Origin of the sequence: Streptomyces sp. NBC_01408, assembly GCF_026340255.1 — a bacterium.
Taxonomy (GTDB): domain Bacteria; phylum Actinomycetota; class Actinomycetes; order Streptomycetales; family Streptomycetaceae; genus Streptomyces.
The window spans coordinates 3540875-3566152 of record NZ_JAPEPJ010000001.1; the positions used below are offsets into that span (position 1 = coordinate 3540875).

The window sequence follows — 25278 nt, forward strand, 5'->3', positions numbered from 1 at the left end:
ACGGCGCCTCGCCGCGTTGCCGGAGCGCCCGAGTACGTCCAGTACAACGCGGGCTAGACCGACAGGATCAGCAAGAGACGATCTCGATCACACCCACTGGGGGACCGGCCGCCCCTTGCGGCAGCATGGGCCCATGTCCGCACTGACGCGCAACGAAGCGCAGCACCGAGCCCAGCTCCTCGAAGTCCACCACTACGCCGTCACCCTCGACCTCACCGGCGACGACGAAACCTTCGACTCCACCACCGTCATCCGCTTCAGCGCCCGCGCGGCCGGTGACACCTTCCTGGAGCTGAAACCGGACGAACTGCGCTCCGTCACGCTCGACGGCCACCCCCTCGACCCCGCCACCCTCACCGGCAACCGCCTCCCCCTCACCGGGCTGGCCGAAGGCCCCCACGAACTGCGCGCCGACACCCGCATGCGCTACTCCCGCACCGGCGAGGGCCTGCACCGCTTCACCGACCCCGCGGACGGGCACACGTACGTCTACAGCCAGATGTTCCTCGACGACGTCCAACGGGTCTTCCCCGCCTTCGACCAGCCCGACCTGAAGGCCGTCTTCGAGTTCACCGTCACCGCCCCCGCACACTGGACCGTCCTCGCCAACGGCATCACCACACGCGTCGACGACACAGGCAGCACGGGCAGTACGGGCGGCACGGGCAGCACGGGCGCTACGGGCGCCGCAGCCGGCACGGACGGCGCGGCCGCCGTGTGGCGGTCCGCCGCCACACCCCCCATCCCCACCTACCTCGCCGCCGTCGCCGCAGGCCCCTGGCACAGCGTGACCACCCGACACGCCGGCCTGCCCTTCGGCATCCACTGCCGCCAGTCCCTCGCCCCCCACCTGGACGACGACGCCGAAGAGATCCTCTCCGTCACCAAGGACTGCTTCGACCGCTACCAGCAGAAGTTCACCGAGCCCTACCCCTTCGACTCCTACGACCAGGCCTTCGTCCCCGAATTCAACTCCGGCGCCATGGAGAACCCCGGCCTCGTCACCTTCCGCGACGAGTTCATCTACCGCTCCGCCGTCACCGACACCGAACGCCAGCACCGCGCCATGGTCATCGCCCACGAAATGGCCCACATGTGGTTCGGCGACCTCGTCACCATGCGCTGGTTCGACGACATCTGGCTCAACGAGTCCTTCGCCGAATACATGGGCTACCAGACCCTCGCCGAAGCCACCCGCTTCACCGGCACCTGGACCGAGTTCGGCGTCGCCCGCAAGTCCTGGGGCTACGACGCCGACCAGCGCCCCTCCACCCACCCCGTCGCCCCCGCCCCCGAAGACGTCCCCGACACCGCCTCCGCCCTCCTCAACTTCGACGGCATCTCCTACGCCAAGGGCGCCTCCGTCCTGCGCCAGCTCGTCGCCTGGCTCGGCGAGAAGGACTTCCTGGCCGGCATCAACACCCACTTCACCCGCCACAAGTTCGCCAACGCCTCACTCGCCGACTTCGTCGACTCCCTCGCCGCCCACACCGAACGCGACGTCCACGCCTGGGCCGACATCTGGCTGCGCACCACCGGCATCGACACCCTCACCCCCAAGATCCACGTGAGCACCGACGACACCCCCGGCTGGACCCTCACCGTCGACCACCGCGGCACCCGCCCCCACCGCATCGCAGCCGGCGTCTACGACCACGACCCCGCCGACGGCCGCGTCCTGGAACTGCGCGAACTCCTCGACCTCGACGTCCCCTCCGACGAAATCGTCTCCGTCGGCGGCCCCCGCCCCGCACTCCTCGTCCTCAACGACGGCGACTTCACCTACGCCAAGGTCCGGCTCGACGACACCTCCGTCGAAACCGTCCTGCGCAACCTCTCCGGCATCCCCGACCCGCTCACCCGAGCCGTCGTCTGGAACTCCCTGCGCGACATGGTCCGCGACGGCGAACTCGACCCGCAGGACTACCTCACCACCGCCGGCGCACACCTGCCCGCAGAAGACGACCTGGCCGTCGTCCAAGGCGTCCTCTCCTTCGCCCGCACCCAGATCGCCGACCGCTACGTCCTCCCCGAGAACCGCAACGCCACCCTCTCCACCATCACCTCCATCGCCCGCGCCCTCCTGCGCCGCACCGAAGACGGCTCCGACCCCGGCCTGCGGCTCGCCGCCGTACGCACCGCCATCGACAGCGCCACCCAGCCCGACACCCTCGCCGCCTGGCTCGCCGACGACACCGTCCCCGGAGGCCCCGAACTCGACCCCGAGCTGCGCTGGCGCATCCTCGCCCGCCTCAGCGTCCTCGGCGCCGTCGGAGAGAGCGACATCGAAGCCGCCCTCACCGCCGACCCCAGCGCCACCGGAGAGGAAGGCGCCGCCCGCTGCCGCGCCGCCCTCCCCACCGCCCAGGCCAAGACAGCCGCCTGGCAGCGCCTCTTCCACGACGACAGCCTCTCCAACTACCTGTTCACCGCCGTCGCCCAAGGCTTCTGGCAGCCCGAACAGACCGAACTCGTACGGGACTACGTGTCGCGCTACTACCCCGAAGCCGTCGCCCTCGCCGCCCGCCGCGGCCCGGCCATCGGAGAGGCCGCCGGCCGCTGGGCGTTCCCCGCGTACGCCATCGACGAGGCCAACCTCCAGGCAGGCCGCGCCTGCCTCGCCGACCCGGACATCCTCCCGACGCTGCGCCGCAAGCTCGACGACCAACTCGCGGACCTGGCCCGAGCGCTGCCCCTGCGGGGGGCTTAGCAGTTCCGGGGGCCTCTGCGGCGCCGTTGCACGGGGCTCTGCCCCGGACCCCGCGCCTCAATCGCCGGCGGGGCTGGGTTTGGCCTTGGCCCTGGCGGGGGCTTGGCGGGGTGTGGGTCGGTGCCGCTCCGGAGCGTCTCCTCGGCTCGCGCACTGAGCCCCGGCTACGAAAGCCCGGCCTGGGTTGCGCGCTCGTCCTGCGGGGACTCTCCTGCGCGACCCCGCCCCACGCCCGGGCTCCGGAAGCGGAAGCCGGGGTGGAGGGGAGTGGGGACGCGCAGGGTTGTCCCCGCAGGACGAGCGCGCAACCCAGGCCGAGGACGTCAGATCGGGCTCAGTGCGCGAGCCGAGGAGACAACCCGGAGCGGCCCCGCGGACCGACCCCACCGACCAGGCCCGGCGCAGCCGAACCCACCCCGCCAGAGGCGAAGCCCCAGGGGCGAAGGCAGGGCCAAATCCAGCCCCGCCGGCGTTTGAGGCGCGGGGTCCGGGGCGGAGCCCCAGGGGCACGGCGCAACCGGGCTCGTACGCGCAGCGACGGCCGAGCCGCCCGCAGGGCAAACGGTGAGCCCGGACAAACCCCGGCGGTTACCCCATTCGGGTCGGATCGTTGTACCGGCCGGGTGCCCCGCCCCAGCCACCCCAACGGCAGCGCCGAACCCGCCTCCGGAGGACTCCGATGACACCGTCCCCGCTAGCCGGCGGCTCCACCGGCCCCCACGCCCTGCGGCCACTGCTCGACACCGTCCTCGAAGCCCTGCACAGCGGAGCCCAGGAACGCGGCGGCCCCATCCCCGCCGGCGGCCCCGACACCCAAGCCGCCCGCGTCCAGGCCGCACTGGGCGACGTACTGCCCGCCCGAGGAACCGGCGACCACGAAGCCCTGCGCACCCTCGTCCACACCATGGCCGCCGGCGCCGCCGACCCCGCCGAACCCCTCTGCGCGGCCCACCTCCACAGCCCACCCCTCGCCGTCGCCACCGCCGCAGACCTCGCCGCCAGCGCCCTCAACCCGTCCCTCGACTCCTGGGACCAGGCCCCCGCCGCCTCCGCCCTCGAACACCTCCTCACCCGCACCCTCGCCGCCGAGTTCCACCCCCACGCCCCCCACCCCGACGCCCTCGTCACCACCGGCGGCACCGAAGCCAACCAACTCGCCCTGCTCCTCGCCCGCGAACGCCACGGCCCCCACCTCACCGTCATCCACGGAGCAGCAGCCCACCACTCCATCCCCCGCGCCGCCTGGCTCCTCGGCCTCCCCCCGGCCATCGCCCTGCCCACCCCCACCGGCACCCTCGACCCCGCCGACCTCGCCCAGGCCCTGGCCACCACCCCCGGCCCCGTCCTCGTCACCGCCACCGCCGGCACCACCGACGCCGGACTCATCGACCCCCTCCACCCCATCGCCGACCTCTGCGACCACCACGGCGCCGACCTCCACATCGACGCCGCCTACGGAGGCCTCCTCACCCTCAGCCCCCGCCACCGCCACAAACTCGCCGGACTCCACCGCGCCCGCTCCATCACCGTCGACCTGCACAAACTCGGCTGGCAGCCCGTCGCCGCCGGACTCCTCACCGTCCCCGACACCGCCCTGCTCGCCCCCCTCGCCCACCAGGCCGACTACCTCAACGCCACCGACGACACCGAAGCAGGCCTGCCCGACCTCCTCGGCCGCTCCCTGCGCACCACCCGACGCCCCGACGCCTTCAAGATCGCAGCCACCCTCCGCTCACTCGGCCGCGACGGCCTCGCCCAGCTCATCGACCACACCGTCGACCTCGCCGACCACCTCGCACGACTCCTCGACGCCCACCCCCGCTTCGAGCTCCACTCGGCGCCCACCATCAGCACCGTGCTCTTCCGGCCCACCGACGCCGACGACACCCAGGTCGCCGCCCTGCGCCGCACCCTCCTCCACGAGGGCCGCGCAGTCCTCGGCCGCACCCACACCGCCGGCCGCCTCTGGCTCAAAGCCACCCTCCTCAACCCCCACACCACGGCGGGGGACCTGGACACCCTCATCGCCCTCCTGGAAGGCAGCACCCACCGATGACCGCCCAGCTCGATGCACCCCACGACCTCGTCGGAATCGGCATCGGCCCCTTCAACCTGTCCCTCGCGGCCCTCGCCCACGGCCTCCCGCACCAAGGAACAGGCGAACTCGCCACCGCCTTCTACGACCAGCGCCGCGACTTCCGCTGGCACCCCGGACTCCTCATCGAAGGAGCCACCCTCCAAGTCCCCTTCCTCGCCGACCTCGTCACCCTCGCCGACCCCACCAGCCCCTGGAGCTTCCTCAACTACCTCAAGCACAAGGAACGGCTCTTCCCCTTCTACTTCGCCGAGCAGTTCCACATCCACCGCGCCGAATACGACGCCTACTGCCGCTGGGTCGCCGGCCGCATCCCCGGACTCCACTTCGGCCACCAGGTCGACGCCGTCCGCTGGAACCCCGAACGCGACCTCTTCGAAGTCGACTTCACCCAACTCGACACCGACGGCGAAGCCGAAGCCCTCGGCCGCACCTACACCCACCACCTCGCCCTCGGCATCGGCACCACCCCCTACATCCCCGAACCCCTGCGCCCCCTCGCCGAAGCCCCCACCGTCCCCGTCATCCACTCCGCCGACTACCTCGACAACCGCCAACGCATCCTCGGCGCCGAACACGTCACCGTCATCGGCTCAGGCCAGTCCGGCGCCGAAGTCTTCCTCGACCTCCTGCGCGCCCGCCCCGACGGCCGCGAACGCCTCACCTGGCTCGCCCGGACCCCCTCCTTCGCCCCCATGGAGTACTCCAAACTCGGCCTCGAACACTTCACCCCCGACTACACCCGCTACTTCCACGCACTCCCCGAACCCGTACGCGACCGCCTCGTACCCTCCCAGTGGCAACTCCACAAAGGCATCGACGCCGACACCATCGCCGCCATCCACCAGGAGCTCTACCGCCGCACCCTCCACGGAGGCTGGCCCGACACCGTCCTCACCCCCGGAGTCACCGTCCGCACCGCCGGCCGCGTCGCCACCACCAAAGTCGAACTCCACCTCGAACACCAGGAACAGGGCACCCGCTCCCGCCTCACCACCGACGCCGTCGTCCTCGCCACCGGCTACCGCGAACGCCCCCTCGGCAGCCTCCTCGCCGGACTCGACCCCTACCTGCGCAAGGACTCCTCCGGCCGCCCCCGCATCGACGACCACTACCGGATGATCACCGACCCCGCCGTCACCGGCAGCATCTTCGTCCAGAACGGCGAACGCCACACCCACGGCGTCGGCGCCCCCGACCTCGGCCTCGCAGCCTGGCGCAGCGCCGCCATCCTCAACACCCTCACCGGAAAAGAGCCCTACCCCCAGCCCCACCGCACCGCCTTCACCACCTTCGGCCTCGAACAGAGGGAGCACACCCGCCCACAACCCGCAGGCGAACTGCTCCCCCTGGTCGAACACCCCTAAGCCGTCTAGAAGACCGGCACGGACCCCCGGGTCAGCCGCCAGTCCACCGAAGCGAACCGCGCCGGATCCACCGTCCCCTTCGCCTTCACCCACGAGACGATCGTGTTGCGGATCTCATCCGAATCCGCCCACAACTGCCTGGCCTGCGGGACATGCGGGAAGTTCCCGCCCCCCGAGGCCCGGTAGTTGTTCACCGCCAGCACGAACCGCGCCGCCGGATCCACCGGCTGCCCCAGGAACGACAACCCCACGATCCGCGAACCCACCGGCTGCGCGATGTCGATGTCGTACGCGAACCCGTACACCGCGTCGTAGTTGTAGTCCGGAATCCCCTCGGAATTCGTCAGCTTCGCCGGATCCACCACCTCACCGGGAGCCGTCCGGACGAAGTACCGAGCCGAATACTCCAGATAATCCTTCAGCTGCGCACCCGTCAGCAGCCGCGCCTCCAGCGTGTTCTCGAACGGATAAAGACCCGCCGCATCCCTGATCGTCACCTGCCCCGCCGGTATCCCCGCCGTCCGCGAGAAACACGAAGCCTGCGACACCACCGGCAGCGCCGCCCACTCGGTACCCGCCAGAGCCGCCTTCACCGTCTCCGCCTGCACATGGTTGATCAGATCGATCACCGGCACGTCCTTCACCGGACCCTCCGCCGACGACATCGCCTCCGTCGACGTACCGATCACCTGGTTCACGTACGCCACCACCTTGCGGTGCTCGTCCGACAACAACCCCGTGATCTTCGGGTCCTCCGCCGCCGTGTTCGAGTTCAGCACGCTCGCCGCCACCTTCACCACCGACCAGCGGCCCTTCTCCCACACCAGCTCGAAGTCGAACAGCGTCAGCCGCTGACCCCACTTGAGCGGCTCCGACAACACCACGTCCTTGCCGGTCGCCCTGTTCTTGACCCGGTACTCCGGAATCTCCGTGTGCGCGTGCCCCACCAGAATCGCGTCGATCCCCGGAACCTGCTCCGCCACCAGCCCCGCCGCGTTCTCCACATACGGCAACTGGTCCCCGTACGAAGACGTACCGCTCGACCCCGAGTGCGCCGACACGATCACCACGTCCGCACCCATCGAACGCAACCGCGGCACATACTTCGCCGCCTGCTCCTCCAGACCCGGGAACGTCATCTTCCCCTGCACATTGGCCTTGTCCCAGATCGCGATCCCCGGATTCGTCAGCCCCAGCACCGCCACCTTCACATCCCGCCCGAACGGAGTCCGCAGCCGGTGCACGCTGTACGGCGGGAACGCCGGCCGCAACGTCTTCGCATCCAGCGCGTTCGCCCCCAGCAACGGGAACTCGCACTGCTCCTCGAACTTCCGCAGCACCGGAATCCCGTAATTGAACTCGTGGTTCCCCAACGCCGCCGCGTCGTACCCGATCGCGTTCATCGCCTGCGCCATCGGATGCACCGGACCCCGCCGCGCCGTGATCGGATCCACCTTCGCGTAGTAGTACGACAACTGCGTGCCCTGGATCGTGTCACCCGCGTCGATCAGCAGCGTGTTGCGCCGCCCCTTCGCCGCCCGCACCTCATTCACCAACGTCGAGATCTTCGCCAGACCCACATCGTTGTGCGCCTTGTCGTCGAACTCCCGGTCCGTGAAGTAATCCCAGTTGAAGACGTTCCCGTGCAGGTCCGTCGTGCCCATCACCGTGAACGAGTACGTCCGCGGCCGCCCCGAATGCGCGGCAGCCGGAGCACCCGCCGCCCCCGTCAGCGCCACCGCCGCACCCGTCGCAGCCGTCGTACCCAGAAAAGCCCTGCGGTCGAACGCCATGCCATCTCCCTTTGTGAGCCCTCGACAACGCGCGTAGACAGCGCGCGTAGATTCTGACCCAGCGGTAACAAGGGACAACACCCCCACCACGTTTCGATCCGATGACCACACCCCCACAGGCCACAGTGCGAGAGTGAAACCATGACCCAGGACGCAGCGCACCAGCCCTACGGAACCCCCGAAGTCCCCCGCGTCGCCGTCCGCGGCGAAGCCCGCCTCGAAGTCGACCCCGAGATCGCCCGCATCGGCATCACCGTCAACGCCCGCGGCACCGACCGGCGCACCGCCCTCGAAGACCTCACCCGCCGCAACAACACCGCCCTCGAGCTCATCAAGAGCTACGGCGACCCCGTCGAAAAACTCGAAACCGGCGCCTTCTCCATCAGCCCCGAACTCACCCGCCACGGCCGCGGCGAACGCATCCGCGCCTACCACGGCCGCGTGCACATCACCGCCGAACTCAACGACTTCACCACCCTGGGCGAACTCACCACCCGCCTCGCCGACCTCGAACTCACCCAGGTCGACGGCCCCTGGTGGGCCCTGCGCCCCACCTCCCCCGCCCACGGCGAAGCCCGCCGCCAAGCCGTACACGAAGCCGTCCAACGCGCCCGCGAATACGCCGAAGCCCTCGGCGCCCAACTCGCCGCCCTCGTCGAACTCGCCGACCTCGGCGCCGAGAACGCCGCCCCCTTCCAGTCCGCCCCAGGCTCCGGAATGCGCACCATGGCCTTCAGTACCACCGAAGACACCACAGCCCCGCCCCTCGACCTCGAACCGCAACGCCAGACCGTCTACGCCCAGGTGAACGCCCGCTTCACGATGACCCCTCCACAGCTCTGAAACCACGTCCAGCCGCACCCCCGGGGGTGCTCATCAGAGCACCCCCATGCACATTCAACAGTTGTCAACAAGCTTTTGCACAAAGGTTGTTGAGTGGACACCCGGAACCAATTTCCTACTGCCTGGTAGGGGCATACGCTCGCCTTATGCGCCGAGCGAAAATCGTATGTACCCTGGGCCCCGCCACCGACTCATACGACCAGATCAAAGCACTGGTCGAAGCCGGAATGGACATCGCCCGCCTCAACCTCAGCCACGGCACCTACGCCGAACACGAGGAGCGCTACCAGCGCGTACGCAAGGCCTCCGACGAGACCGGCCGCAGCGTCGGCATCCTCGCCGACCTTCAAGGCCCGAAGATCCGCCTCGGCCGCTTCCGCGAAGGCCCCGTACTCCTTGAACGCGGCGACGAGTTCACCATCACCGTCGAAGACCACGAAGGCGACCGCCACACCTGCGGCACCACCTACAAAGGACTCGCCACCGACGTCACCACCGGCGAACGCATCCTCGTAGACGACGGCCGCGTCACCCTCGAAGTCACCGCAGTAGACGGCCCCCACGTCCGCACCACCGTCATCGAAGGCGGCATGGTCTCCGACCACAAGGGACTCAACCTCCCCGGCGTCGCCGTCTCCGTCCCCGCCCTCTCCGAAAAAGACATCGAAGACCTCCGCTGGGCCCTGCGCACCGGCGCCGACGTCATCGCCCTCTCCTTCGTCCGCAGCGGCCACGACATCGAAGACGTCCACCGCATCATGGACGAAGAAGGCCGCCGCCTCCCCGTCATCGCCAAGATCGAAAAACCCCAGGCCGTCGAGAACATCGACGCCATCGTCGCCGCCTTCGACGGCATCATGGTCGCCCGCGGCGACCTCGGCGTCGAAATGCCCCTGGAACAAGTCCCCATCGTCCAAAAGCGCGCCGTCAAACTCGCCAAGCGCAACGCCAAACCCGTCATCGTCGCCACCCAGATGCTCGACTCGATGATCGAAAACTCCCGCCCCACCCGCGCAGAAGCCTCCGACGTCGCCAACGCCGTCATCGACGGCACCGACGCCGTCATGCTCTCCGGCGAAACCAGCGTCGGCAAATACCCCGTCGAGACGGTCCGGACCATGTCCCGCATCGTGGAAGCGGCCGAAGAGGACATCCTCGCCAAGGGCCTCCCCCCACTCACCGACCGCAACAAGCCCCGCACCCAAGGCGGAGCCGTCGCCCGCGCAGCCGCCGAAATGGGCGACTTCCTCGACGCCAAATTCCTCGTCGCCTTCACCCAGAGCGGCGACACCGTCCGCCGACTCTCCCGCTACCGCTCACCCATCCCCCTCCTCGCCTTCACCCCCGACCCCGCCACCCGCTCCCAACTCACCCTCACCTGGGGCGTCGAAACCTTCCTCGGCCCCCACGTCGACTCCACCGACGCCATGGTCGCCCAGGTCGAAGAAGAACTCCTGCGCATCGGCCGCTGCGTCACCGGCGACGTAGTCGTCATCACCGCCGGCTCACCCCCCGGCGTCAGCGGCTCCACCAACCTCGTCCGCGTCCACCGCATCGGCGACGCCGTCCGCTAGCCGCCGACCCCACCCACCGCGTCGGGCACCACCGCACAGCCCGACGCGGTACGCCCCCGGGAACTCCTTGACCTCAACCAAAGTCGAGGTCCTACGCTCGCATCATGACGATCAAGGAATACACCCAGGCCCAACTCGCCGCCCAGCCCATCGGATACTGGAGCCGCGAAACCGCCAACCTGGCCATCGGCGCCATCCGCACCGCCCTCGCCGAAGAAGACCTCACCCAGCCCCACTGGTGGACCCTCAACCACGTCGCGGGCACCTCCGGCCACTGGACCCGTACCACCCTGACCGCGAAGCTGGCCCCCTACGACGACCAGCACACCGACTTCGAGGCCCTCTACGACGACCTCACCGCCCGCGGCTGGCTCACCGAAACCGACGGCACCCTGACCCTCACCGACGCCGGCGAAGCAGGCCGCCTGCGCGCCCACGCCCGCAACGCGGAGGTCCACGCCCGCATGCGCGAGGGCATCGACGACGCGGCCTACGCGGCCACCATCGACACCCTCCGCCGCCTGGTCGCCAACCTCGGCGGCAACGGCGACCTCCCCTAGTACTTCGCCCCGATGTGAGCGTCCAGGAGCGCGACGGACGCCCGCCGGGCGATGGACACGTTGAAGGGGTCACTGCCCCGCGCCAGGACCGTCCACTCGACGCCGACCTTGGTGAGCGTGTCGGTACAGAGCCGACGGATGTCGTCGGACTTGTTGGTGAAGAAGTACCGCGGGTACTCGTAGCGCTTGCCGTTGCGGACGGTCCAGTTGATGATCCGGCACCCGTCGGAGTGGATCAGCCCCCGGATGAACTCCCAGGGGTGGGCGTCGACGATCTGTTGCTGCCAGTCCTCAAGGATGATGCGCCGCTCGTGTTTGCGGCCGGGGCCATGCTGTGGAAACAGGCAGGGGAGGTGCTTGAAGTAGACCTTGATGTTCTGGGCGCCAACGGTTCGGACGCGGCAGGTCGCATTGTGAGGGAACACGGCTTGGAGAGCAGCTTCCGCCGCGTCTTGGATCCCGGGCCATGCATTGTCGAGCGTGATCATTAGGCTCGGCACCTTGTGCTTGGCGTAGTGACTGATGTGGCCGTCGCCCAGGTAAAGGCCCAAGAGGTACGCGTAGGCGACAACGTCGAGACCTCGCTGGTCGCATCGTGGGCAGAGAAGGGAGGGGCGTATCGAGACCGCCTCGCCGCGTTTCCTGCGGTCCACGTGCTTCCAGTAGCTGATCGTGCCGAGTGGCACGTTCAGGCGCCGGGCCACCTCCGCGTTCCGTGCACCATCGCGCAGCAGGGTGATGGCTGCCTGTCGTACTTCGAGGCTGTGAAACTCCATGAGGCCACTGTGCGTGACGGAAGGTGGCCCTACGCAGCAAAAAGCGAACGTTCACGCGAAGGTGAACGTCCGCTCATCGATGCTGTGCCGGGTATGGGATTCGAACCCACACGTCCTTTCGGACAGAGGTGTTTGAGACCTCCGCGTCAACCAGTTGCGCCAACCCGGCTGGAGCTGCTTGTGGGAGTGTACCGGGTGACCATGTGGCTCCGCTGCTAGGTAGGCTCATACAAGCAGCAGAGCCCCGCAAAGAGGAGCCCCCGTGACCGCCGAGCACGAGTCGACGCCCATGCCCGACGCCGACCAGTCGCACGTTCCGCCGCTGACGACCCGGGTCGTCATCGCCGAGGACGAGGCGCTCATCCGCCTGGACCTGAAAGAGATGCTGGAGGAGGAGGGGTACTCCGTCGTCGGCGAGGCCGGGGACGGGCAGACGGCCGTGGAGCTGGCGCGTGAGCACCGGCCCGACCTGGTGATCCTCGACGTGAAGATGCCCGTGCTGGACGGGATCTCGGCGGCCGAGAAGATCGCGGAGGAGTCCATCGCCCCCGTGCTCATGCTGACCGCGTTCTCGCAGCGCGACCTGGTCGAGCGGGCCCGTGACGCCGGGGCCATGGCGTACCTGGTGAAGCCGTTCAGCAAGAGCGACGTCGTGCCGGCCATCGAGATGGCGGTGTCGCGGTTCGCGGAGCTGCGGGCGCTGGAGAAGGAGGTCGAGGACCTCTCCCAGCGTCTGGAGACCCGCAAGCTGGTGGACCGGGCGAAGAGCGTGCTCCAGACCCAGTACGGGCTGACCGAGCCGGCCGCCTTCCGGTGGATCCAGAAGACCTCGATGGACCGCCGCATGTCGATGCAGCAGGTGGCGGAGGCGGTCATCGAGGACGCCGAGGAGAAGAAGAACGCGGCCAAGGACTGACGGCCCCGAACGTACGTGAGGCCCGCCTCCCCCCGAGGGGAGGCGGGCCTCACGTGTGTGTGGAGCGGGGTGTGTCAGTCCTCGCCGAGGTACGCCTTGCGGACGTCCTCGTTGACCAGGAGCTCGCGGCCGGGGCCGGAGAGGACGACGTTGCCGATCTCCATGACGTGGCCCTGGTCGGCCAGGGAGAGCGCGGCCTGGGCGTTCTGCTCGACCAGGAGGATGGTCGTGCCCTGGGCCTTGAGCTCTGCGATGGTCGCCATGATCTTCTGCATCATGATCGGGGAGAGGCCCATGGAGGGCTCGTCGAGCATGAGCAGCTTGGGGCGGGACATGAGTGCGCGGCCCATGGCGAGCATCTGCTGTTCGCCGCCGGAGAGGGTGCCTGCGGCCTGCTTGCGGCGTTCTCCCAGGATGGGGAAGAGCTCGTAGGCGCGCTGGACGTCCTGCTGGATGCCTTCCTTGTCCTTGCGGAGGAAGGCGCCGAGGAGGAGGTTGTCCTCGATGGACATGCGCGGGAAGATGTGCCGCCCCTCGGGGGAGTGGGCGAGTCCGAGCGCGACGATGTCGTGCGCGGGGATCTTCTTGAGCGACTTGCCCATGAACTTGATCTGGCCGCCGCGCGGTTTGATCAGGCCGGAGAGGGTCCGCAGGGTGGTGGTCTTGCCCGCGCCGTTGGTGCCGATGAGGGTGACGATCTGACCGGCGTCGACGCTGAACGAGATGCCCTTGACGGCTTCGATCTTGCCGTAGGCGACGCGGAGGTCTTCGACCTCAAGGAGTGCGGTCACTTGGCCTCTCCGTCCGTGCTGGTGGTGCTGGTGGTGCTCTGCGCTTCGGCGGCCTCTGCCTCGGCGGCTTCGACCTCGGCTTCGACCTCGGCTTCGACCTCGGCTGCGGCGGCGGCCTCGGCGGCTTCGACCGCGGCGGCTTCTTCGGCGCCGGGGGCGCCTTCGAAGGGTTCGCCGAGGTAGGCGGCGATGACGCGTTCGTCGCCCTGGACCTCGCTGGCGGTGCCTTCGATGAGCTTTTCGCCCTGGACGAGGCAGGCGACGCGGTCGCAGAGGTTGAAGATGAAGCGCATGTCGTGCTCGATGACGAGGACGGCGATGCCCTGGTCCCGGATGGCGAAGATGAGTTCTTCGGTGGCTCGGGTCTCCTGCGGGTTCATGCCGGCGGTGGGCTCGTCCAGGAGGATGAGGCCGGGGTCGCTGGCGAGTGCGCGGGCGATTTCGAGCTTGCGCTGTTCGCCGTAGGGGAGGTTCCGGGCGAGGTGGTCGGCCTTGTGCTCGAGGCCGATGAACTCCAGGAGTTCCATGGCCCGCTCGCGGCTGGCGGCTTCCTCCCGGTGGAAGACGGGCAGGCGCAGGAGGGAGGACCACAGGCCCTGCTTCGTGCGGGTGTGGCGGCCGACGAGCACGTTTTCCAGGACCGTCATGTTGTTGAAGAGACGGATGTTCTGGAAGGTGCGGGCGACGCCGGCGGCGGTCACCTTGTAGGACTTGGGCGGGAGGACGGTGTCCTTGTACCGGACTTCACCCTCGGTGGGGATGTAGAGGCCGGTGAGGCAGTTGAAGAAGGTCGTCTTGCCGGCGCCGTTGGGGCCGATGAGGCCGACGATCTCGCCGCTGCGCACGGTGAGGTCGACGTTCTTGACGGCGGTGAGGCCGCCGAAGCGCATCGTGACGCCACGTGCGTCGAGGACGGTCTCCGCCGTGGTGGGGGCGGTGGTGGTGGTCGTCATGGGTCAGACCCCTGCCTTGCCGAGGACTGTAGGAGCGGCAGCCTGCTCGTGGAGTTCGAGCTGGTTGCGCCGGTTGGGGATGAGGCCTTCGGGGCGCAGTCGCATCAGGATGATGAGGGCGAAGCCGAAGACGAGGAGCTGGTATTCGCCCAGGAACTGGAGCTTGTTGGGGATCAGGAAGAGCAGTGATCCGCCGACGAGGGGTCCTGAGATGGTGCCCATGCCGCCGAGGACTACCGCGGCGAGCAGGAACGCGGAGTTCGGGGGTACGGCGTTGGCGAACTGGTACTGGTCGGGGGTGACCGTGTACTGGACGTGTGCCTGGACGACGCCGGCGAGGCCGGCGAGGGTGGCGCCGAGGGCGAAGGCGATGAGTTTGACGCGGAAGCCGTTGATGCCCATGGCTTCGGCGGCGGTTTCGTCTTCGCGGATGGCGACCCAGGCGCGGCCGATGCGGGATTCGGCGCTTCGGCGGAAGACGAGGACCACGATGAGGGTGATCGCCAGCATCAGCAGGAAGTAGTTCGCGAAGCGGCCGATGGTGAATCCGGCGAAGGTGTGTGCGGCTCCGAAGTCGAACCCGAAGAGGTTGATGTTCGGGATGTTGGCGACGCCGTTGGGGCCGTTGGTGACGTCGGGGCCGGAGACGCCGTCGAGGTTGTTCATGGAGATGCGGAAGATCTCTCCGAAGCCGAGCGTCACGATGGCGAGGTAGTCGCCGCGCAGTCGCAGGGTCGGGGCGCCGATGAGGACGCCGAAGATCATGGATGCGGCTGCGCCGGCGAGCAGTGCGGCCCAGAAGGGCAGCTGTACGCCGAAGGGCGAGTTGGGGGAGCCGGAGACGAGGGCCGCGGTGTAGGCGCCGACGCCGAGGAAGGCGACGTAGCCGAGGTCGAGGAGGCCGGTGAGGCCGACGACGATGTTCAGGCCGAGGGCGACGGTGGCGAAGATCAGGATGTTGACCCCGAGGCTCGCGTACTGGTCGTCGGTCTGGGTGAGGGGGAAGGCGGCCGCGGCGGCGAAGGCGCCGACGAGGGCGACGTTGCGGTGGCGGGCGGTGAGGGTGGTGAGGCGGGCCATGAGGCCTGCCTTGTTGAGTGCTGCGGCGCCGAAGCCGGTGGTGATCAGGAAGCCGATGAAGAGTTCCTGGTAGGCCGTGGTGATGCCGTAGGTGAAGACGGTGAGCGCGAGGCCGAGGACGGCTGCGATCAGGAGGATTTCGGTCCAGGCGGGGAGGACCTTCGCGGGGGTGATGGGGCCGGAGGCGAAGGCTGCCTTGACGGTGGTCCAGGTGTTGCCGGCTTCGTGCTTGAACTTGTCCCAGTCGTTGTCGTCGGGGTCGGGTCCTTCGAGCGTGGGGCGCTTGAAGGGGAGTGCGAGGGCTCCGATGACGGCGAGGAGGGTGACGATGGCGGCTACGCCGGCGCCGGGTTCGAGGTCGACGATCGCGCCGAGCTTCACCACGATGGCGATGACGGTGTACCAGGTGACGGCGAACGCGGCGAGGGCGGAGAGCTTGATCGCTGCGTCGGCGCCGGCGGGGGTGAGCCAGCCGAGGCCCTTGACTCCGTAGGAGGCGAGGCCGAAGAGGGTGGTGAGGGCGCCGCCGATGAGGGCGAGCCACTGGAGGCCGCCGGGGTAGCCGTAGACGGTGAGGTCGCCGGGGAAGGCGGAGGTCCAGGTCCAGGCGAGGAAGGCGGAGAGGACGGTGAGGGCGCCGCCGCCGGTGGCCAGGGCGCGGGCGGTCTTCTCGGGGAGGGCGATGAAGCCCTTCTCCGGGGCGGTGGGGGTCTTCGCGAGGTCCGCGGTGATGGTCGTCATGGAGGTCACACCCTGTCCGACACGCGCTGGCCCAACAGGCCTTGTGGCCGGAAGAGGAGCACGAGGATGAGAAGTACGAACGCCCAGGTGTTGCCCCAGGACTGGCCGCCGAGCTGCTGGAGGCCGGGGATGTCGTCGACGTAGACCGTGGTGAGGGTCTCGGCGAGGCCGAGGACGAGGCCGCCGACCATGGCGCCGTAGATGTTGCCGATGCCTCCGAGGACGGCGGCGGTGAAGGCCTTGAGTCCGAGGAGGAAGCCCATCTTGAAGTTGACTTCGCCGTACTTGAGGCCGTAGGCGACGGCTCCGATGGCGGCGAAGAGGGCGCCGAGGGCGAACGCGGTGGTGATGATGCGGTCGGTGTTGACACCCATGAGCTTGGCGGTGTCGGGGTCCTGGGCGGTGGCCTGCATGCCGCGGCCGGTGCGGGTCTTCTTGACGAAGAAGCCGAGGAAGGCCATGGAGACGGGTGCGGCGATCAGCAGGAAGATGTCACCGGTCTGGATGGTGATGTTGCCGAGGTGGAAGGGTCCGCCGGGGATCTCGGGGAAGATGATGGAGCTGGTTGCGCCCGGGTACCAGGCCCATACCGCCTGCTGGAGGGCGATGGAGAGGCCGATGGCGGTGATGAGCGGGGCGAGGCGTGGTGCGTTGCGCAGGGGGCGGTAGGCGAAGCGTTCCGCGCCGACGGCGATGGTGGTGGCCACTATGACCGCGCCTATGAGCATGAGCGGTAGGGCTACCCACATGGTGGTGCCGCCGGGGAGCATCAGCCAGACCGTGAGCGCGCCGAAGCCGCCGGTCATGAAGATCTCGCCGTGGGCGAAGTTGATGAGCTGGACAATGCCATAAACCATCGTGTAGCCGATGGCGACGAGCCCGTACATGGATCCCAGTAGCAGGCCGTTGACCAGCTGTTGCGGCAGTTCGTGCACCGCAGGTCCTCCGAGTCTTTCGACGGATGTGACACCGCGCGGGGCGCTTTGTGTGCGCGCCCCGCGCGGCAGAGAGGGGTGAGGTGCTAGCGGGTGGCCGGGGGGCCGGCTAGCGGGTGGGAGGTCAGCTGAGGGTGCCGGACTCGACGGTCTTGAAGTCGTCGCCCTCGACCTTGTAGACGGTCAGCTGCTTGTTGGTGGCGTCGCCGAACTCGTCGAAGGAGACCTTGCCGGTGACTCCGTCGAAGTTGACCTTCTGGACGGCGTCGAGGACCTTGGCGCGGGCGTCGGTGGGGAGCTTGCCGCCGTTGGCGTCGACGACGGACTTGATGGCCTCGATGATGGCCCAGGCCGAGTCGTACGAGTAGCCGCCGTAGGCGGAGAAGTCGTCCTTGAAGCCGGCCTTCTTGTAGTTCGCGATGAACTCCTGCGCGGAGGGCAGGGTCTCGACGGGGGCGCCGACCGAGGTGCTGAAGTCGCCCTGGGCGCCTTCACCGGCGAGCTCGACGTACTTCTTGTCCTTGATGCCGTCGCCGCCGGCGAGCGGGATGTTGGTGCCGGAGGCCTTGATCTGCTTGCTGAGCGGGCCGGCTGCCGGGTACTCGCCGCCGTAGTAGACGACGTCGGCGCCGGAGCTCTTGACCTGGGTCACGACGGCGGAGAAGTCCTTGCTCTCCGGGTCGATGTGGCCCTCGCCGACGACGGAGCCGCCGAGCTTGGTGAACTCGCCCTTGAAGGTGCCGGCGAGGCCTGCGCCGTAGGTCTTCTTGTCATCAATGATGAAGACCTTCTTCTTGCCGGCCTTGTTGAAGAGGTACTGCGCCGCGAACGGGCCCTGGATGGCGTCCGTGGTGGCGGTGCGGAAGTAGCTCTTGTAGGTGCGCGCCTTCTCGCCGGTGGCCCACTTGGGGCCCTGGGTGAGGGAGGGGCTGGTGTTGGCGGGGGAGATCTGGACGAGCTTGGCGTCGTCGAAGACCTTCTGCATGGACTCGGAGACCGAGGAGTTCAGCGGGCCGACGACGCCGAGGACGTCCTTGTTCGCGACGAGCTTGGTCGCGTTCTGCTGGCCGGACGAGGCCTGAGCCTGGTCGTCGAGGGCTTCGAGCTTGAAGGTGACGCCCTTGACGTACTTCTTCTCGTTGGCCTGGCGGACAGCCAGGTCGACGGAGTTGCGGATGCCGAGGCCGAGGGCCGACAGGTCGCCGGTCGTCGGGGAGTCGACGCCGATGACGACCGTGGTGTCGCCGCCGCCGGCGTCGTTCCCGCCCTTGTCGTCGCGCGATCCACAGGCGGTGAGAGTGAGGGCACCAGCGGCAAGCGCGGCCGTCACGGCAATGAGGGAACGATGACGCACGATCAGTCCTTTCCAGGCACGGCGTCCCCCGTGGGACGCGCCGAGTCGTAACGCGGGGAACCGAACTGAAAGGAATCCGGTGGTCGCGGTGACTGGCCGTGACTCTAAGCGGCTGATAGGCCGATATGGAGGGCTCGGGCCAATGATGTGACTCTCTTGTTATGCCACGGCGTAATACATAGCGGATCTCCGGGGGTGGAACGGGGGAATTCCGGCCGGTTCGTCTTGTCCGCATGCTGAGATGCGGCAGGACTGTCCGCGGGTTTGAGTCCTGACTCTCCAGGACTCTTGGGGGTTTTGGTCCTGACGGTTCCAGGGCCCCCGCGTCTCGATCTCCGGGACAAGCGCTGGTCAGGGCCTTGAGGAGTTCTCCGTATAACGGTCACCCGGAGTGGAGCCGGGACCTTCTTTTCGATGGTCATTGCGCAGAGTTACCCCCGGAAATAGGAGCCCTGAATTCCGTGTCGTATGCACCCATTCGTCGACCGAATCGCTCCTCCGTCCCACGCACCGCTCCTGTACTGGCAACGGAGCGTGTGCGTCGCCGACATGTCACTGTCCGTGTCCGTTCGGTGTGTGTGTCCGGTGGGCGGTGATCCATGGGCCGGCGGGTGCGCCGACACGGAGGGTGAGTGGTCCTCGTCACCATGGGCTGCCGGTGGGGTCGCCGCCGCGGTGGCGCTCGGCGCAGCGCAGGCGGATCTGGCGGTCGGCGAGGTCGCGTCCGGCGTCCCGGCCCCTGGTCTGCGTTTCGGTGCGGGCGGAGGCGACGACGGCGCGCAGGATGTCGTACTGGTCGCCGGAGAGTCCCATGGCCTGGTAGTCGCGGCCTACGGGGTCCTGGCCGGGTTCGGCGTCGAGGAGGACGCCGCTCCAGTGGGTGAGCAGGCTGACGCACAGTTCCTCGGAGGAGGTGGTGTGCGGGGCGGGGGCGGGCGGGCCGGTGGCGGGGGCCCGGGCGGCGCCGGGGGAGCAGCCGAGGGTGAGTGTGGTGATGCCGAGGGCGAGCGCGGTGGTGAGGGCTGCTGCCGCGCCTGCCGTGCGGGCGCTCCGCGGCGCCGGTCCCGATCCCATGCGGGGAACGCTAGACCGGCGCCGGGGAAGGCACAACGGTCAGGCGTTGCCGGGGTGTTGCGGGTCTGCGTCGCGCAGCAGGCAGGTCAGTCGGGCGGTGCAGACGCGGCGGCCCTGCTCGTCGGTGATCACGATCTCGTAGGTGGCGGTGGAGCGGCCGCGGTGTACGGGGGTGGCGATGCCGGTGACCAGGCCGGAGCGGGCGCCGCGGTGGTGGGTGCAGTTCAGGTCGACGCCGACGGCGATCTTGGTGATGCCGCCGTGGAGCATGGAGCCGACCGAGCCGAGGGTTTCGGCCAGTACGGCGGAGGCGCCGCCGTGGAGCAGTCCGTAGGGCTGGGTGTTGCCCTCGACGGGCATGGTGGCCACGACGCGTTCGGCCGAGGCCTCCAGGATCTTGATGTCCATGCGCTCGCCGAGGTGGCCCGCCGAGAAGAGCGAGGGCAGGTCGATGCCCAGGGCCGCGTACTCGTCGAGGACTTCTTGCGGGAACTTCACTGTGTGCTGCTCGCCCATGGGCCGGCTCCGTTCGTCAACGCTCGTTAACCATCTTGTCCTGAGGTCGTTCTATCAGGCCGGTTCGAAGCGGATGACGACGGACTTGCTGGCCGGGGTATTGCTGGTGTCCGCGGTGGAGTCGAGGGGGACGAGGACGTTGGTCTCGGGGTAGTAGGCGGCGGCGCAGCCGCGGGCGGTCGGGTAGTGCACGACGCGGAAGCCGGGGGCGCGTCGTTCCACGCCGTCCTTCCACTCGCTGACGAGGTCCGTGTAGGAGCCGTCTGCGAGCCCCAGCTCGGCGGCGTCCTCGGGGTTGACCATGACGACGCGGCGGCCGCCGGTGATCCCGCGGTAGCGGTCGTCGAGGCCGTAGATGGTGGTGTTGTACTGGTCGTGGCTGCGCAGGGTCTGCAGGAGCAGCCGGCCCTCGGGGACCTTCGGGTACTCCACGGGCGCGGCGGTGAAATTGGCCTTGCCGGTCGTGGTGGGGAAGCGGCGTTCGTCGCGCGGGGCGTGCGGGAGCTGGAAGCCGCCCGGGCGGGCCACCTTGGCGTTGAAGTCCTCGAAGCCGGGGACGACGCGGGAGATCCGGTCGCGGATGGTGGCGTAGTCCCGCTCGAACTCCTCCCAGGGGGTCTTCGAGGCCTCTCCGAGGACGGCACGGGCCATGCGGGCCACGATGGCGGGTTCGGAGAGCAGGCGGGGTCCGGCGGGGGTGAGGTTGCCGCGGGAGGCGTGGACCATGCCCATGGAGTCCTCGACGGTCACGAACTGCTTGCCACCGGCCTGGACGTCCTTGTCGGTGCGGCCGAGGGTGGGCAGGATCAGGGCGCGCCGGCCGGTGACGGCGTGGGAGCGGTTGAGTTTGGTGGAGACGTGCACGGTCAGGGAGGCGCGGCGGATCGCGGCCTCGGTGACCTCGGTGTCGGGGGTGGCTCCGACGAAGTTGCCGCCCATGGCGAAGAAGACCTTGGCCTCGCCGTCGCGCAGGGCCTGGATGGAGCGGACCACGTCGAAGCCGTGGTGGCGCGGTGAGGTGATCCGGAATTCGCGGTCGAGGGCGTCGAGGAAGGCGGGTGCGGGGCGTTCGAAGATCCCCATGGTGCGGTCGCCCTGGACGTTGGAGTGGCCGCGGACCGGGCAGACGCCGGCGCCGGGGCGGCCTATGTCGCCGCGCAGCAGGAGGAGGTTGACGACCTCGCGGATGGTGGCGACGGCGTGCTTGTGCTGGGTGAGGCCCATGGCCCAGCAGACGATGGTGCGCTTCGAGGCGAGGATCATGGCCAGGGCGCGTTCGATCTCGGGCCGGGTCAGGCCGGTGGCGGTGAGGGTCTCGTCCCAGTCGGCTTCCTTGGCGGCGGCCGCGAGCTCCTCGTAGCCGTGGGTGTGTTCGCGGATGAACTCCTCGTCGGTGGCGCCGTCCGCCTCGATGACGAGCTTGTTCAGGAGGCGGAAGAGGGCCTGGTCGCCGCCGATGCGGATCTGGAGGAACAGGTCGTTGAGGGCGGTGCCCTTGAGCATGCCGAGGGGGGTCTGGGGGTTCTTGAACCGTTCCATGCCGGCTTCGGGCAGCGGGTTCACCGAGATGATCTTCGCGCCGGCGGATTTGGCCTTCTCCAGGGCGGAGAGCATGCGGGGGTGGTTGGTGCCCGGGTTCTGTCCGGCGACGATGATCAGTTCGGCCTGGTGGAGGTCTTCGAGGGAGACGCTGCCCTTGCCGATGCCTATGGTCTCGTTCAGTGCGGAGCCCGAGGACTCGTGGCACATGTTGGAGCAGTCGGGCAGGTTGTTGGTGCCGAACTCGCGGACGAAGAGCTGGAAGAGGAACGCGGCCTCGTTGCTGGTGCGGCCCGAGGTGTAGAAGACGGCCTCGTCGGGGGAGTCGAGGGCGGTCAGCTCCTCGGCGATGATCGCGAAGGCCCGCTCCCAGCTGATGGCCTCGTACCGGTCGGCGCCCTCGGGCAGGGCCCCTCGTTCCAGGAGCATCGGCTCGGTGATCCGGCCCTGCTGCCCCAGCCAGTAGCCGGAGCGGGTGGCCAGGTCGGCCAGGGGGTGCGCGGCGAAGAACTCGGGGGTGACCCGGCGCAGCGTGGCCTCCTCCGCGACGGCCTTGGCGCCGTTCTCGCAGAATTCGGCGGTGTGCCGCTTGTCGCCCTCGGGCCAGGCGCAGCCGGGGCAGTCGAAGCCGTTCTTCTGGTTGACCTTGAGCAGGGTACGGGCGGTGCGGACCAGGCCCATCTGCTGCTGGGCGGCCTTCAGGGTGTGCCCGATGGCGGGCAGCCCGGCGGCCGCGTGCTGAGGGGGCGCGACCTGCGGCGCGTCCTGTACCGGGTCACCTGCGGGCGGCTTGGCGGCCATGTCGCTCCCCTTCGAGCAGTGTTTTCGTACTCATCCGATCCTGTCACGGTCCGCGGACATCGCCGACGGGGGATTTGTCGGCGGGGCCCCCTAGGATCGGGGGCGTGGCAGATTCAGCATCGAAGAAGACCGACCAGACGACCGCAGCGGACCGCCCCCGCCTGATGCTCATGGACGGGCACTCCCTGGCGTACCGGGCGTTCTTCGCGCTGCCCGCGGAGAATTTCACGACGGCGACGGGCCAGCCGACGAACGCCATCTACGGCTTCGCGTCGATGCTGGCGAACACGCTGCGCGACGAGGCGCCCACGCATTTCGCGGTGGCGTTCGACGTGTCCCGCAAGACGTGGCGCTCGACCGAGTTCCCCGAGTACAAGGCGAACCGTTCCAAGACCCCCGACGAGTTCAAGGGGCAGGTCGAGCTGATCGGCGAGCTCCTCGACGCGATGCGGGTGCCGCGGTTCGCGGTCGACGGCTTCGAGGCGGACGACGTGATCGCGACGCTGGCGACGCAGGCGGAGGCTCTCGGCTTCGACGTCCTGATCGTCACCGGTGACCGGGACTCCTTCCAGCTGGTGTCCGAGCACACCACCGTGCTCTATCCGACGAAGGGCGTCTCCGAGCTCACCCGTTTCACGCCGGAGAAGGTCGAGGAGAAGTACGGCCTCACTCCCCAGCAGTACCCGGACTTCGCGGCGCTGCGCGGCGACCCGTCCGACAACCTGCCGGGCATCCCGGGCGTCGGTGAGAAGACGGCCGCCAAGTGGATCACCCAGTTCGGTTCGTTCAAGGAGCTCGTGGAGCGGGCCGAGGAGGTCAAGGGCAAGGCCGGGCAGAACTTCCGGGACCACCTGGAGTCCGTCAAGCTCAACCGGGTCCTGACCGAGATGGTCAAGGACGTCGAGCTGCCCCGGACGCCCGCCGACCTGGCGCGTACCGCGTACGACCGGTCCGCCGTGACCGGGGTCCTGGATGTGCTGGAGATCCGCAACGCCTCGCTGCGCGAGCGGCTGCTGGCGGTGGACCCGGGCGCGGACGAGGCCGAGGCTCCGGCTCCGGTCGCGGCGGGTGTGGAGCTGGACGGCTCCGTGCTGGGCGCGGGCGAGCTGGCGCCGTGGCTCCAGGCGAACGCCGGCGGACCGCTGGGCGTGTCCACCGTCGACAGCTGGGCGCTGGGCCAGGGCAACGTCAGCGAGATCGCGCTGGCCGCCGCGACGGGTCCGGCCGCCTGGTTCGAGCCGTCCGGGCTGGACGAGGCCGACGAGCGGGCCTTCGCCGCCTGGGCCGCCGACCCGGCGAAGCCGAAGGTCGTGCACAACGCCAAGGGCCTGATGCGGGTCTTCCCGGAGCACGGCTGGACCCTCGCGGGCGTCACCATGGACACCGCGCTCGCCGCGTACCTGGTCAAGCCGGGCCGCCGCTCCTTCGCCCTGGACGTGCTGTCCAACGAGTACCTGCACCGGGAGCTGGCGCCGGCCGCCGCTGACGGTCAGCTGGCCTTCGGGGCCGACGACACGGCCGAGGCGGAGGCGCTGATGGGGCAGGCCCGCGCCGTCCTGGACCTGGGCGAGGCCTTCACCGGCAAGCTCGCCGAGGTGGGCGCGGCCGAGCTGCTCCACGACATGGAGCTGCCCACCTCCGAGCTGCTGGCGCGGATAGAGCGTTCCGGCATCGCCGCCGACCGCGATCACCTGGAGGCCATGGAGCAGCAGTTCGCGGGCGCCGTGCAGCAGGCGGTGAAGGAGGCGCACGAGGCGGTCGGCCACGAGTTCAACCTCGGCTCGCCCAAGCAGCTCCAGGAGGTCTTCTTCGGCGAGCTGGACCTGCCGAAGACGAAGAAGACGAAGACCGGGTACACCACGGACGCGGACGCGCTGGCCTGGCTGGCCACGCAGACCGACCACGAACTGCCGGTGATCATGCTGCGGCACCGGGAGCAGGCCAAGCTGCGCGTCACCGTGGAGGGCCTGGTCAAGACCGTCGCCGCCGACGGCCGCGTGCACACCAGCTTCAGCCAGACCGTCGCCGCGACGGGCCGGCTGTCCTCCACCGACCCCAACCTGCAGAACGTGCCGGTGCGCACCGACGAGGGCCGGGCCATCCGCCGCGGCTTCGTCGTCGGCGAGGGCTTCGAGTCCCTGATGACCGCCGACTACAGCCAGATCGAGCTGCGCGTGATGGCGCACCTCTCCGAGGACGAGGGCCTCATCGAGGCCTTCGCGACCGGCGAGGACCTGCACACCACCGTCGCCTCCCAGGTGTTCGGGGTGGAGCGGTCCCAGGTCGACGCCGAGATGCGCCGCAAGATCAAGGCCATGTCGTACGGGCTCGCGTACGGGCTGTCCGCCTTCGGTCTCGCCCAGCAGCTGAACATCGAGCCCGCCGAGGCGCGCGGCCTGATGGAGACCTTCTTCGAGCGGTTCGGCGGGGTGCGGGAGTACCTCCAGCGCGTCGTCGACGAGGCCCGGGCCACCGGGTACACGGCGACGGTCTTCGGCCGCCGCCGCTACCTGCCGGACCTCAACAGCGACAACCGCCAGCGTCGCGAGGCCGCCGAGCGGATGGCGCTGAACGCCCCGATCCAGGGCACGGCGGCCGACATCGTCAAGGTCGCGATGCTGCGCGTGGACCAGGCGATCGCGGCGGCCGGGCTGAAGTCGCGGATGCTGCTCCAGGTCCACGACGAAATCGTGCTGGAGATCGCCCCGGGCGAGCGGAAGAAGGTGGAGGAGCTGGTGCGCCGCGAAATGGGCGCCGCCGTCGACCTCCGGGCCCCGCTGGACGTGTCGGTGGGCGTCGGCGCCGACTGGGAGTCCGCCGCGCACTGACCCGCCTGGTGCTGTGACCGCGCGCGAACGCC

Annotated in this window: 18 protein-coding genes and 1 tRNA gene; 8 read left to right on the forward strand and 11 right to left on the reverse strand. The window is 69.2% G+C overall.

Features of this window, described 5'->3' with window-relative positions; all coding sequences use genetic code 11:
* Positions 1–133 precede the first annotated feature (133 nt).
* From pepN to OG447_RS16155, 3 genes are all read left to right on the forward strand, one after another.
* The gene (gene pepN, locus OG447_RS16145; RefSeq protein WP_266937236.1) at positions 134–2710 is read left to right on the forward strand and encodes an aminopeptidase N; all 2577 of its coding nucleotides are present in this window, start codon (positions 134–136) and stop codon (positions 2708–2710) included.
* A 679-nt stretch (positions 2711–3389) separates the two neighbouring features.
* On the forward strand, positions 3390–4766 hold the full coding sequence (locus tag OG447_RS16150; protein WP_266937238.1) for an aminotransferase class V-fold PLP-dependent enzyme: 1377 nt from the start codon (positions 3390–3392) through the stop codon (positions 4764–4766).
* Positions 4763–6172 (forward strand): lysine N(6)-hydroxylase/L-ornithine N(5)-oxygenase family protein, encoded by a 1410-nt coding sequence (locus tag OG447_RS16155; RefSeq protein ID WP_266937240.1) that lies wholly within the window; start codon positions 4763–4765, stop codon positions 6170–6172. Before OG447_RS16150 ends, OG447_RS16155 begins: the two co-directional genes overlap by 4 nt.
* A 5-nt stretch (positions 6173–6177) precedes the next feature.
* On the opposite strand, the gene OG447_RS16160 is transcribed toward OG447_RS16155, so the two are convergent.
* Complete coding sequence (locus OG447_RS16160; RefSeq protein WP_266937241.1) at positions 6178–7965, reverse strand: bifunctional UDP-sugar hydrolase/5'-nucleotidase; 1788 nt, start codon at positions 7963–7965, stop codon at positions 6178–6180.
* Positions 7966–8106: 141 nt separating this feature from the next.
* Here OG447_RS16160 and OG447_RS16165 point away from each other — a divergent pair, with 141 nt between their 5' ends.
* The 3 genes from OG447_RS16165 to OG447_RS16175 all read left to right on the forward strand — a co-directional run bounded on the left by OG447_RS16165 (position 8107) and on the right by OG447_RS16175 (position 10942).
* On the forward strand, positions 8107–8808 hold the full coding sequence (locus OG447_RS16165) for an SIMPL domain-containing protein (protein ID WP_266937242.1): 702 nt from the start codon (positions 8107–8109) through the stop codon (positions 8806–8808).
* A gap of 146 nt (positions 8809–8954) precedes the next feature.
* A complete protein-coding gene (gene pyk, locus OG447_RS16170; RefSeq protein WP_266937243.1) occupies positions 8955–10382 on the forward strand; it encodes a pyruvate kinase in 1428 nt (475 codons plus the stop codon).
* 104 nt (positions 10383–10486) lie between these two features.
* Complete coding sequence (locus OG447_RS16175) at positions 10487–10942, forward strand: MarR family transcriptional regulator (RefSeq protein ID WP_266937245.1); 456 nt, start codon at positions 10487–10489, stop codon at positions 10940–10942.
* On the opposite strand, the gene OG447_RS16180 is transcribed toward OG447_RS16175, so the two are convergent.
* Both OG447_RS16180 and OG447_RS16185 read right to left on the reverse strand, forming a co-directional pair.
* Positions 10939–11718, reverse strand: a complete 780-nt coding sequence (locus OG447_RS16180) for a helix-turn-helix domain-containing protein (RefSeq protein ID WP_266937247.1) — start codon at positions 11716–11718, stop codon at positions 10939–10941. The two genes, OG447_RS16175 and OG447_RS16180, sit on opposite strands and share 4 nt — an antisense overlap.
* Before the next feature lie 85 nt (positions 11719–11803).
* A tRNA-Leu gene (locus OG447_RS16185) sits at positions 11804–11887 on the reverse strand.
* 120 nt (positions 11888–12007) lie between these two features.
* Between OG447_RS16185 and OG447_RS16190 the strand changes: the two genes are divergently transcribed.
* Positions 12008–12634, forward strand: a complete 627-nt coding sequence (locus tag OG447_RS16190; RefSeq protein ID WP_266938901.1) for an ANTAR domain-containing response regulator — start codon at positions 12008–12010, stop codon at positions 12632–12634.
* Between the two features lie 74 nt (positions 12635–12708).
* Here OG447_RS16190 and OG447_RS16195 read toward each other — a convergent pair whose 3' ends face one another.
* The 8 genes from OG447_RS16195 to OG447_RS16230 form a co-directional block, all read right to left on the reverse strand.
* Positions 12709–13425 (reverse strand): ABC transporter ATP-binding protein, encoded by a 717-nt coding sequence (locus OG447_RS16195; protein WP_266937248.1) that lies wholly within the window; start codon positions 13423–13425, stop codon positions 12709–12711.
* A complete protein-coding gene (locus OG447_RS16200; protein WP_266937250.1) occupies positions 13422–14378 on the reverse strand; it encodes an ABC transporter ATP-binding protein in 957 nt (318 codons plus the stop codon). The genes OG447_RS16195 and OG447_RS16200 overlap by 4 nt, the downstream gene beginning before the upstream one ends.
* A 3-nt stretch (positions 14379–14381) precedes the next feature.
* Positions 14382–16199, reverse strand: coding sequence for a branched-chain amino acid ABC transporter permease (locus OG447_RS16205; protein WP_266937252.1), 1818 nt, complete (start codon positions 16197–16199; stop codon positions 14382–14384).
* Positions 16200–16204: 5 nt separating this feature from the next.
* Complete coding sequence (locus OG447_RS16210) at positions 16205–17134, reverse strand: branched-chain amino acid ABC transporter permease (protein ID WP_266937254.1); 930 nt, start codon at positions 17132–17134, stop codon at positions 16205–16207.
* A 124-nt stretch (positions 17135–17258) separates the two neighbouring features.
* Positions 17259–18488 (reverse strand): branched-chain amino acid ABC transporter substrate-binding protein, encoded by a 1230-nt coding sequence (locus OG447_RS16215; RefSeq protein ID WP_266937256.1) that lies wholly within the window; start codon positions 18486–18488, stop codon positions 17259–17261.
* A 642-nt stretch (positions 18489–19130) separates the two neighbouring features.
* Entirely contained in the window at positions 19131–19562 is a 432-nt protein-coding gene (locus OG447_RS16220) for a hypothetical protein (RefSeq protein WP_266937258.1), read from the reverse strand.
* A 39-nt stretch (positions 19563–19601) separates the two neighbouring features.
* A complete protein-coding gene (locus OG447_RS16225) occupies positions 19602–20078 on the reverse strand; it encodes a PaaI family thioesterase (protein WP_266937260.1) in 477 nt (158 codons plus the stop codon).
* Between the two features lie 54 nt (positions 20079–20132).
* On the reverse strand, positions 20133–22418 hold the full coding sequence (locus OG447_RS16230; protein WP_266937262.1) for an FdhF/YdeP family oxidoreductase: 2286 nt from the start codon (positions 22416–22418) through the stop codon (positions 20133–20135).
* A 104-nt stretch (positions 22419–22522) separates the two neighbouring features.
* On the opposite strand from OG447_RS16230, the gene polA reads away from it, so the two are divergent.
* Positions 22523–25246, forward strand: coding sequence for a DNA polymerase I (gene polA / locus OG447_RS16235; RefSeq protein WP_266937264.1), 2724 nt, complete (start codon positions 22523–22525; stop codon positions 25244–25246).
* Positions 25247–25278 lie beyond the last annotated feature (32 nt).

What these genes read in the sequence shown, in the direction of transcription:
- OG447_RS16220 (WP_266937258.1), bottom strand. Translation starts at nt 19,562, where the DNA reads ATGGGATCGGGACCGGCGCCGCGGAGCGCCCGCACGGCAGGCGCGGCA.
- pyk (WP_266937243.1), top strand. Translation starts at nt 8,955, where the DNA reads ATGCGCCGAGCGAAAATCGTATGTACCCTGGGCCCCGCCACCGACTCA.
- OG447_RS16225 (WP_266937260.1), bottom strand. Translation starts at nt 20,078, where the DNA reads ATGGGCGAGCAGCACACAGTGAAGTTCCCGCAAGAAGTCCTCGACGAG.
- OG447_RS16155 (WP_266937240.1), top strand. Translation starts at nt 4,763, where the DNA reads ATGACCGCCCAGCTCGATGCACCCCACGACCTCGTCGGAATCGGCATC.
- OG447_RS16205 (WP_266937252.1), bottom strand. Translation starts at nt 16,199, where the DNA reads ATGACGACCATCACCGCGGACCTCGCGAAGACCCCCACCGCCCCGGAG.
- OG447_RS16175 (WP_266937245.1), top strand. Translation starts at nt 10,487, where the DNA reads ATGACGATCAAGGAATACACCCAGGCCCAACTCGCCGCCCAGCCCATC.
- OG447_RS16150 (WP_266937238.1), top strand. Translation starts at nt 3,390, where the DNA reads ATGACACCGTCCCCGCTAGCCGGCGGCTCCACCGGCCCCCACGCCCTG.
- OG447_RS16190 (WP_266938901.1), top strand. Translation starts at nt 12,008, where the DNA reads ATGCCCGACGCCGACCAGTCGCACGTTCCGCCGCTGACGACCCGGGTC.
- OG447_RS16180 (WP_266937247.1), bottom strand. Translation starts at nt 11,718, where the DNA reads ATGGAGTTTCACAGCCTCGAAGTACGACAGGCAGCCATCACCCTGCTG.
- OG447_RS16230 (WP_266937262.1), bottom strand. Translation starts at nt 22,418, where the DNA reads ATGGCCGCCAAGCCGCCCGCAGGTGACCCGGTACAGGACGCGCCGCAG.
- OG447_RS16200 (WP_266937250.1), bottom strand. Translation starts at nt 14,378, where the DNA reads ATGACGACCACCACCACCGCCCCCACCACGGCGGAGACCGTCCTCGAC.
- OG447_RS16165 (WP_266937242.1), top strand. Translation starts at nt 8,107, where the DNA reads ATGACCCAGGACGCAGCGCACCAGCCCTACGGAACCCCCGAAGTCCCC.
- OG447_RS16160 (WP_266937241.1), bottom strand. Translation starts at nt 7,965, where the DNA reads ATGGCGTTCGACCGCAGGGCTTTTCTGGGTACGACGGCTGCGACGGGT.
- pepN (WP_266937236.1), top strand. Translation starts at nt 134, where the DNA reads ATGTCCGCACTGACGCGCAACGAAGCGCAGCACCGAGCCCAGCTCCTC.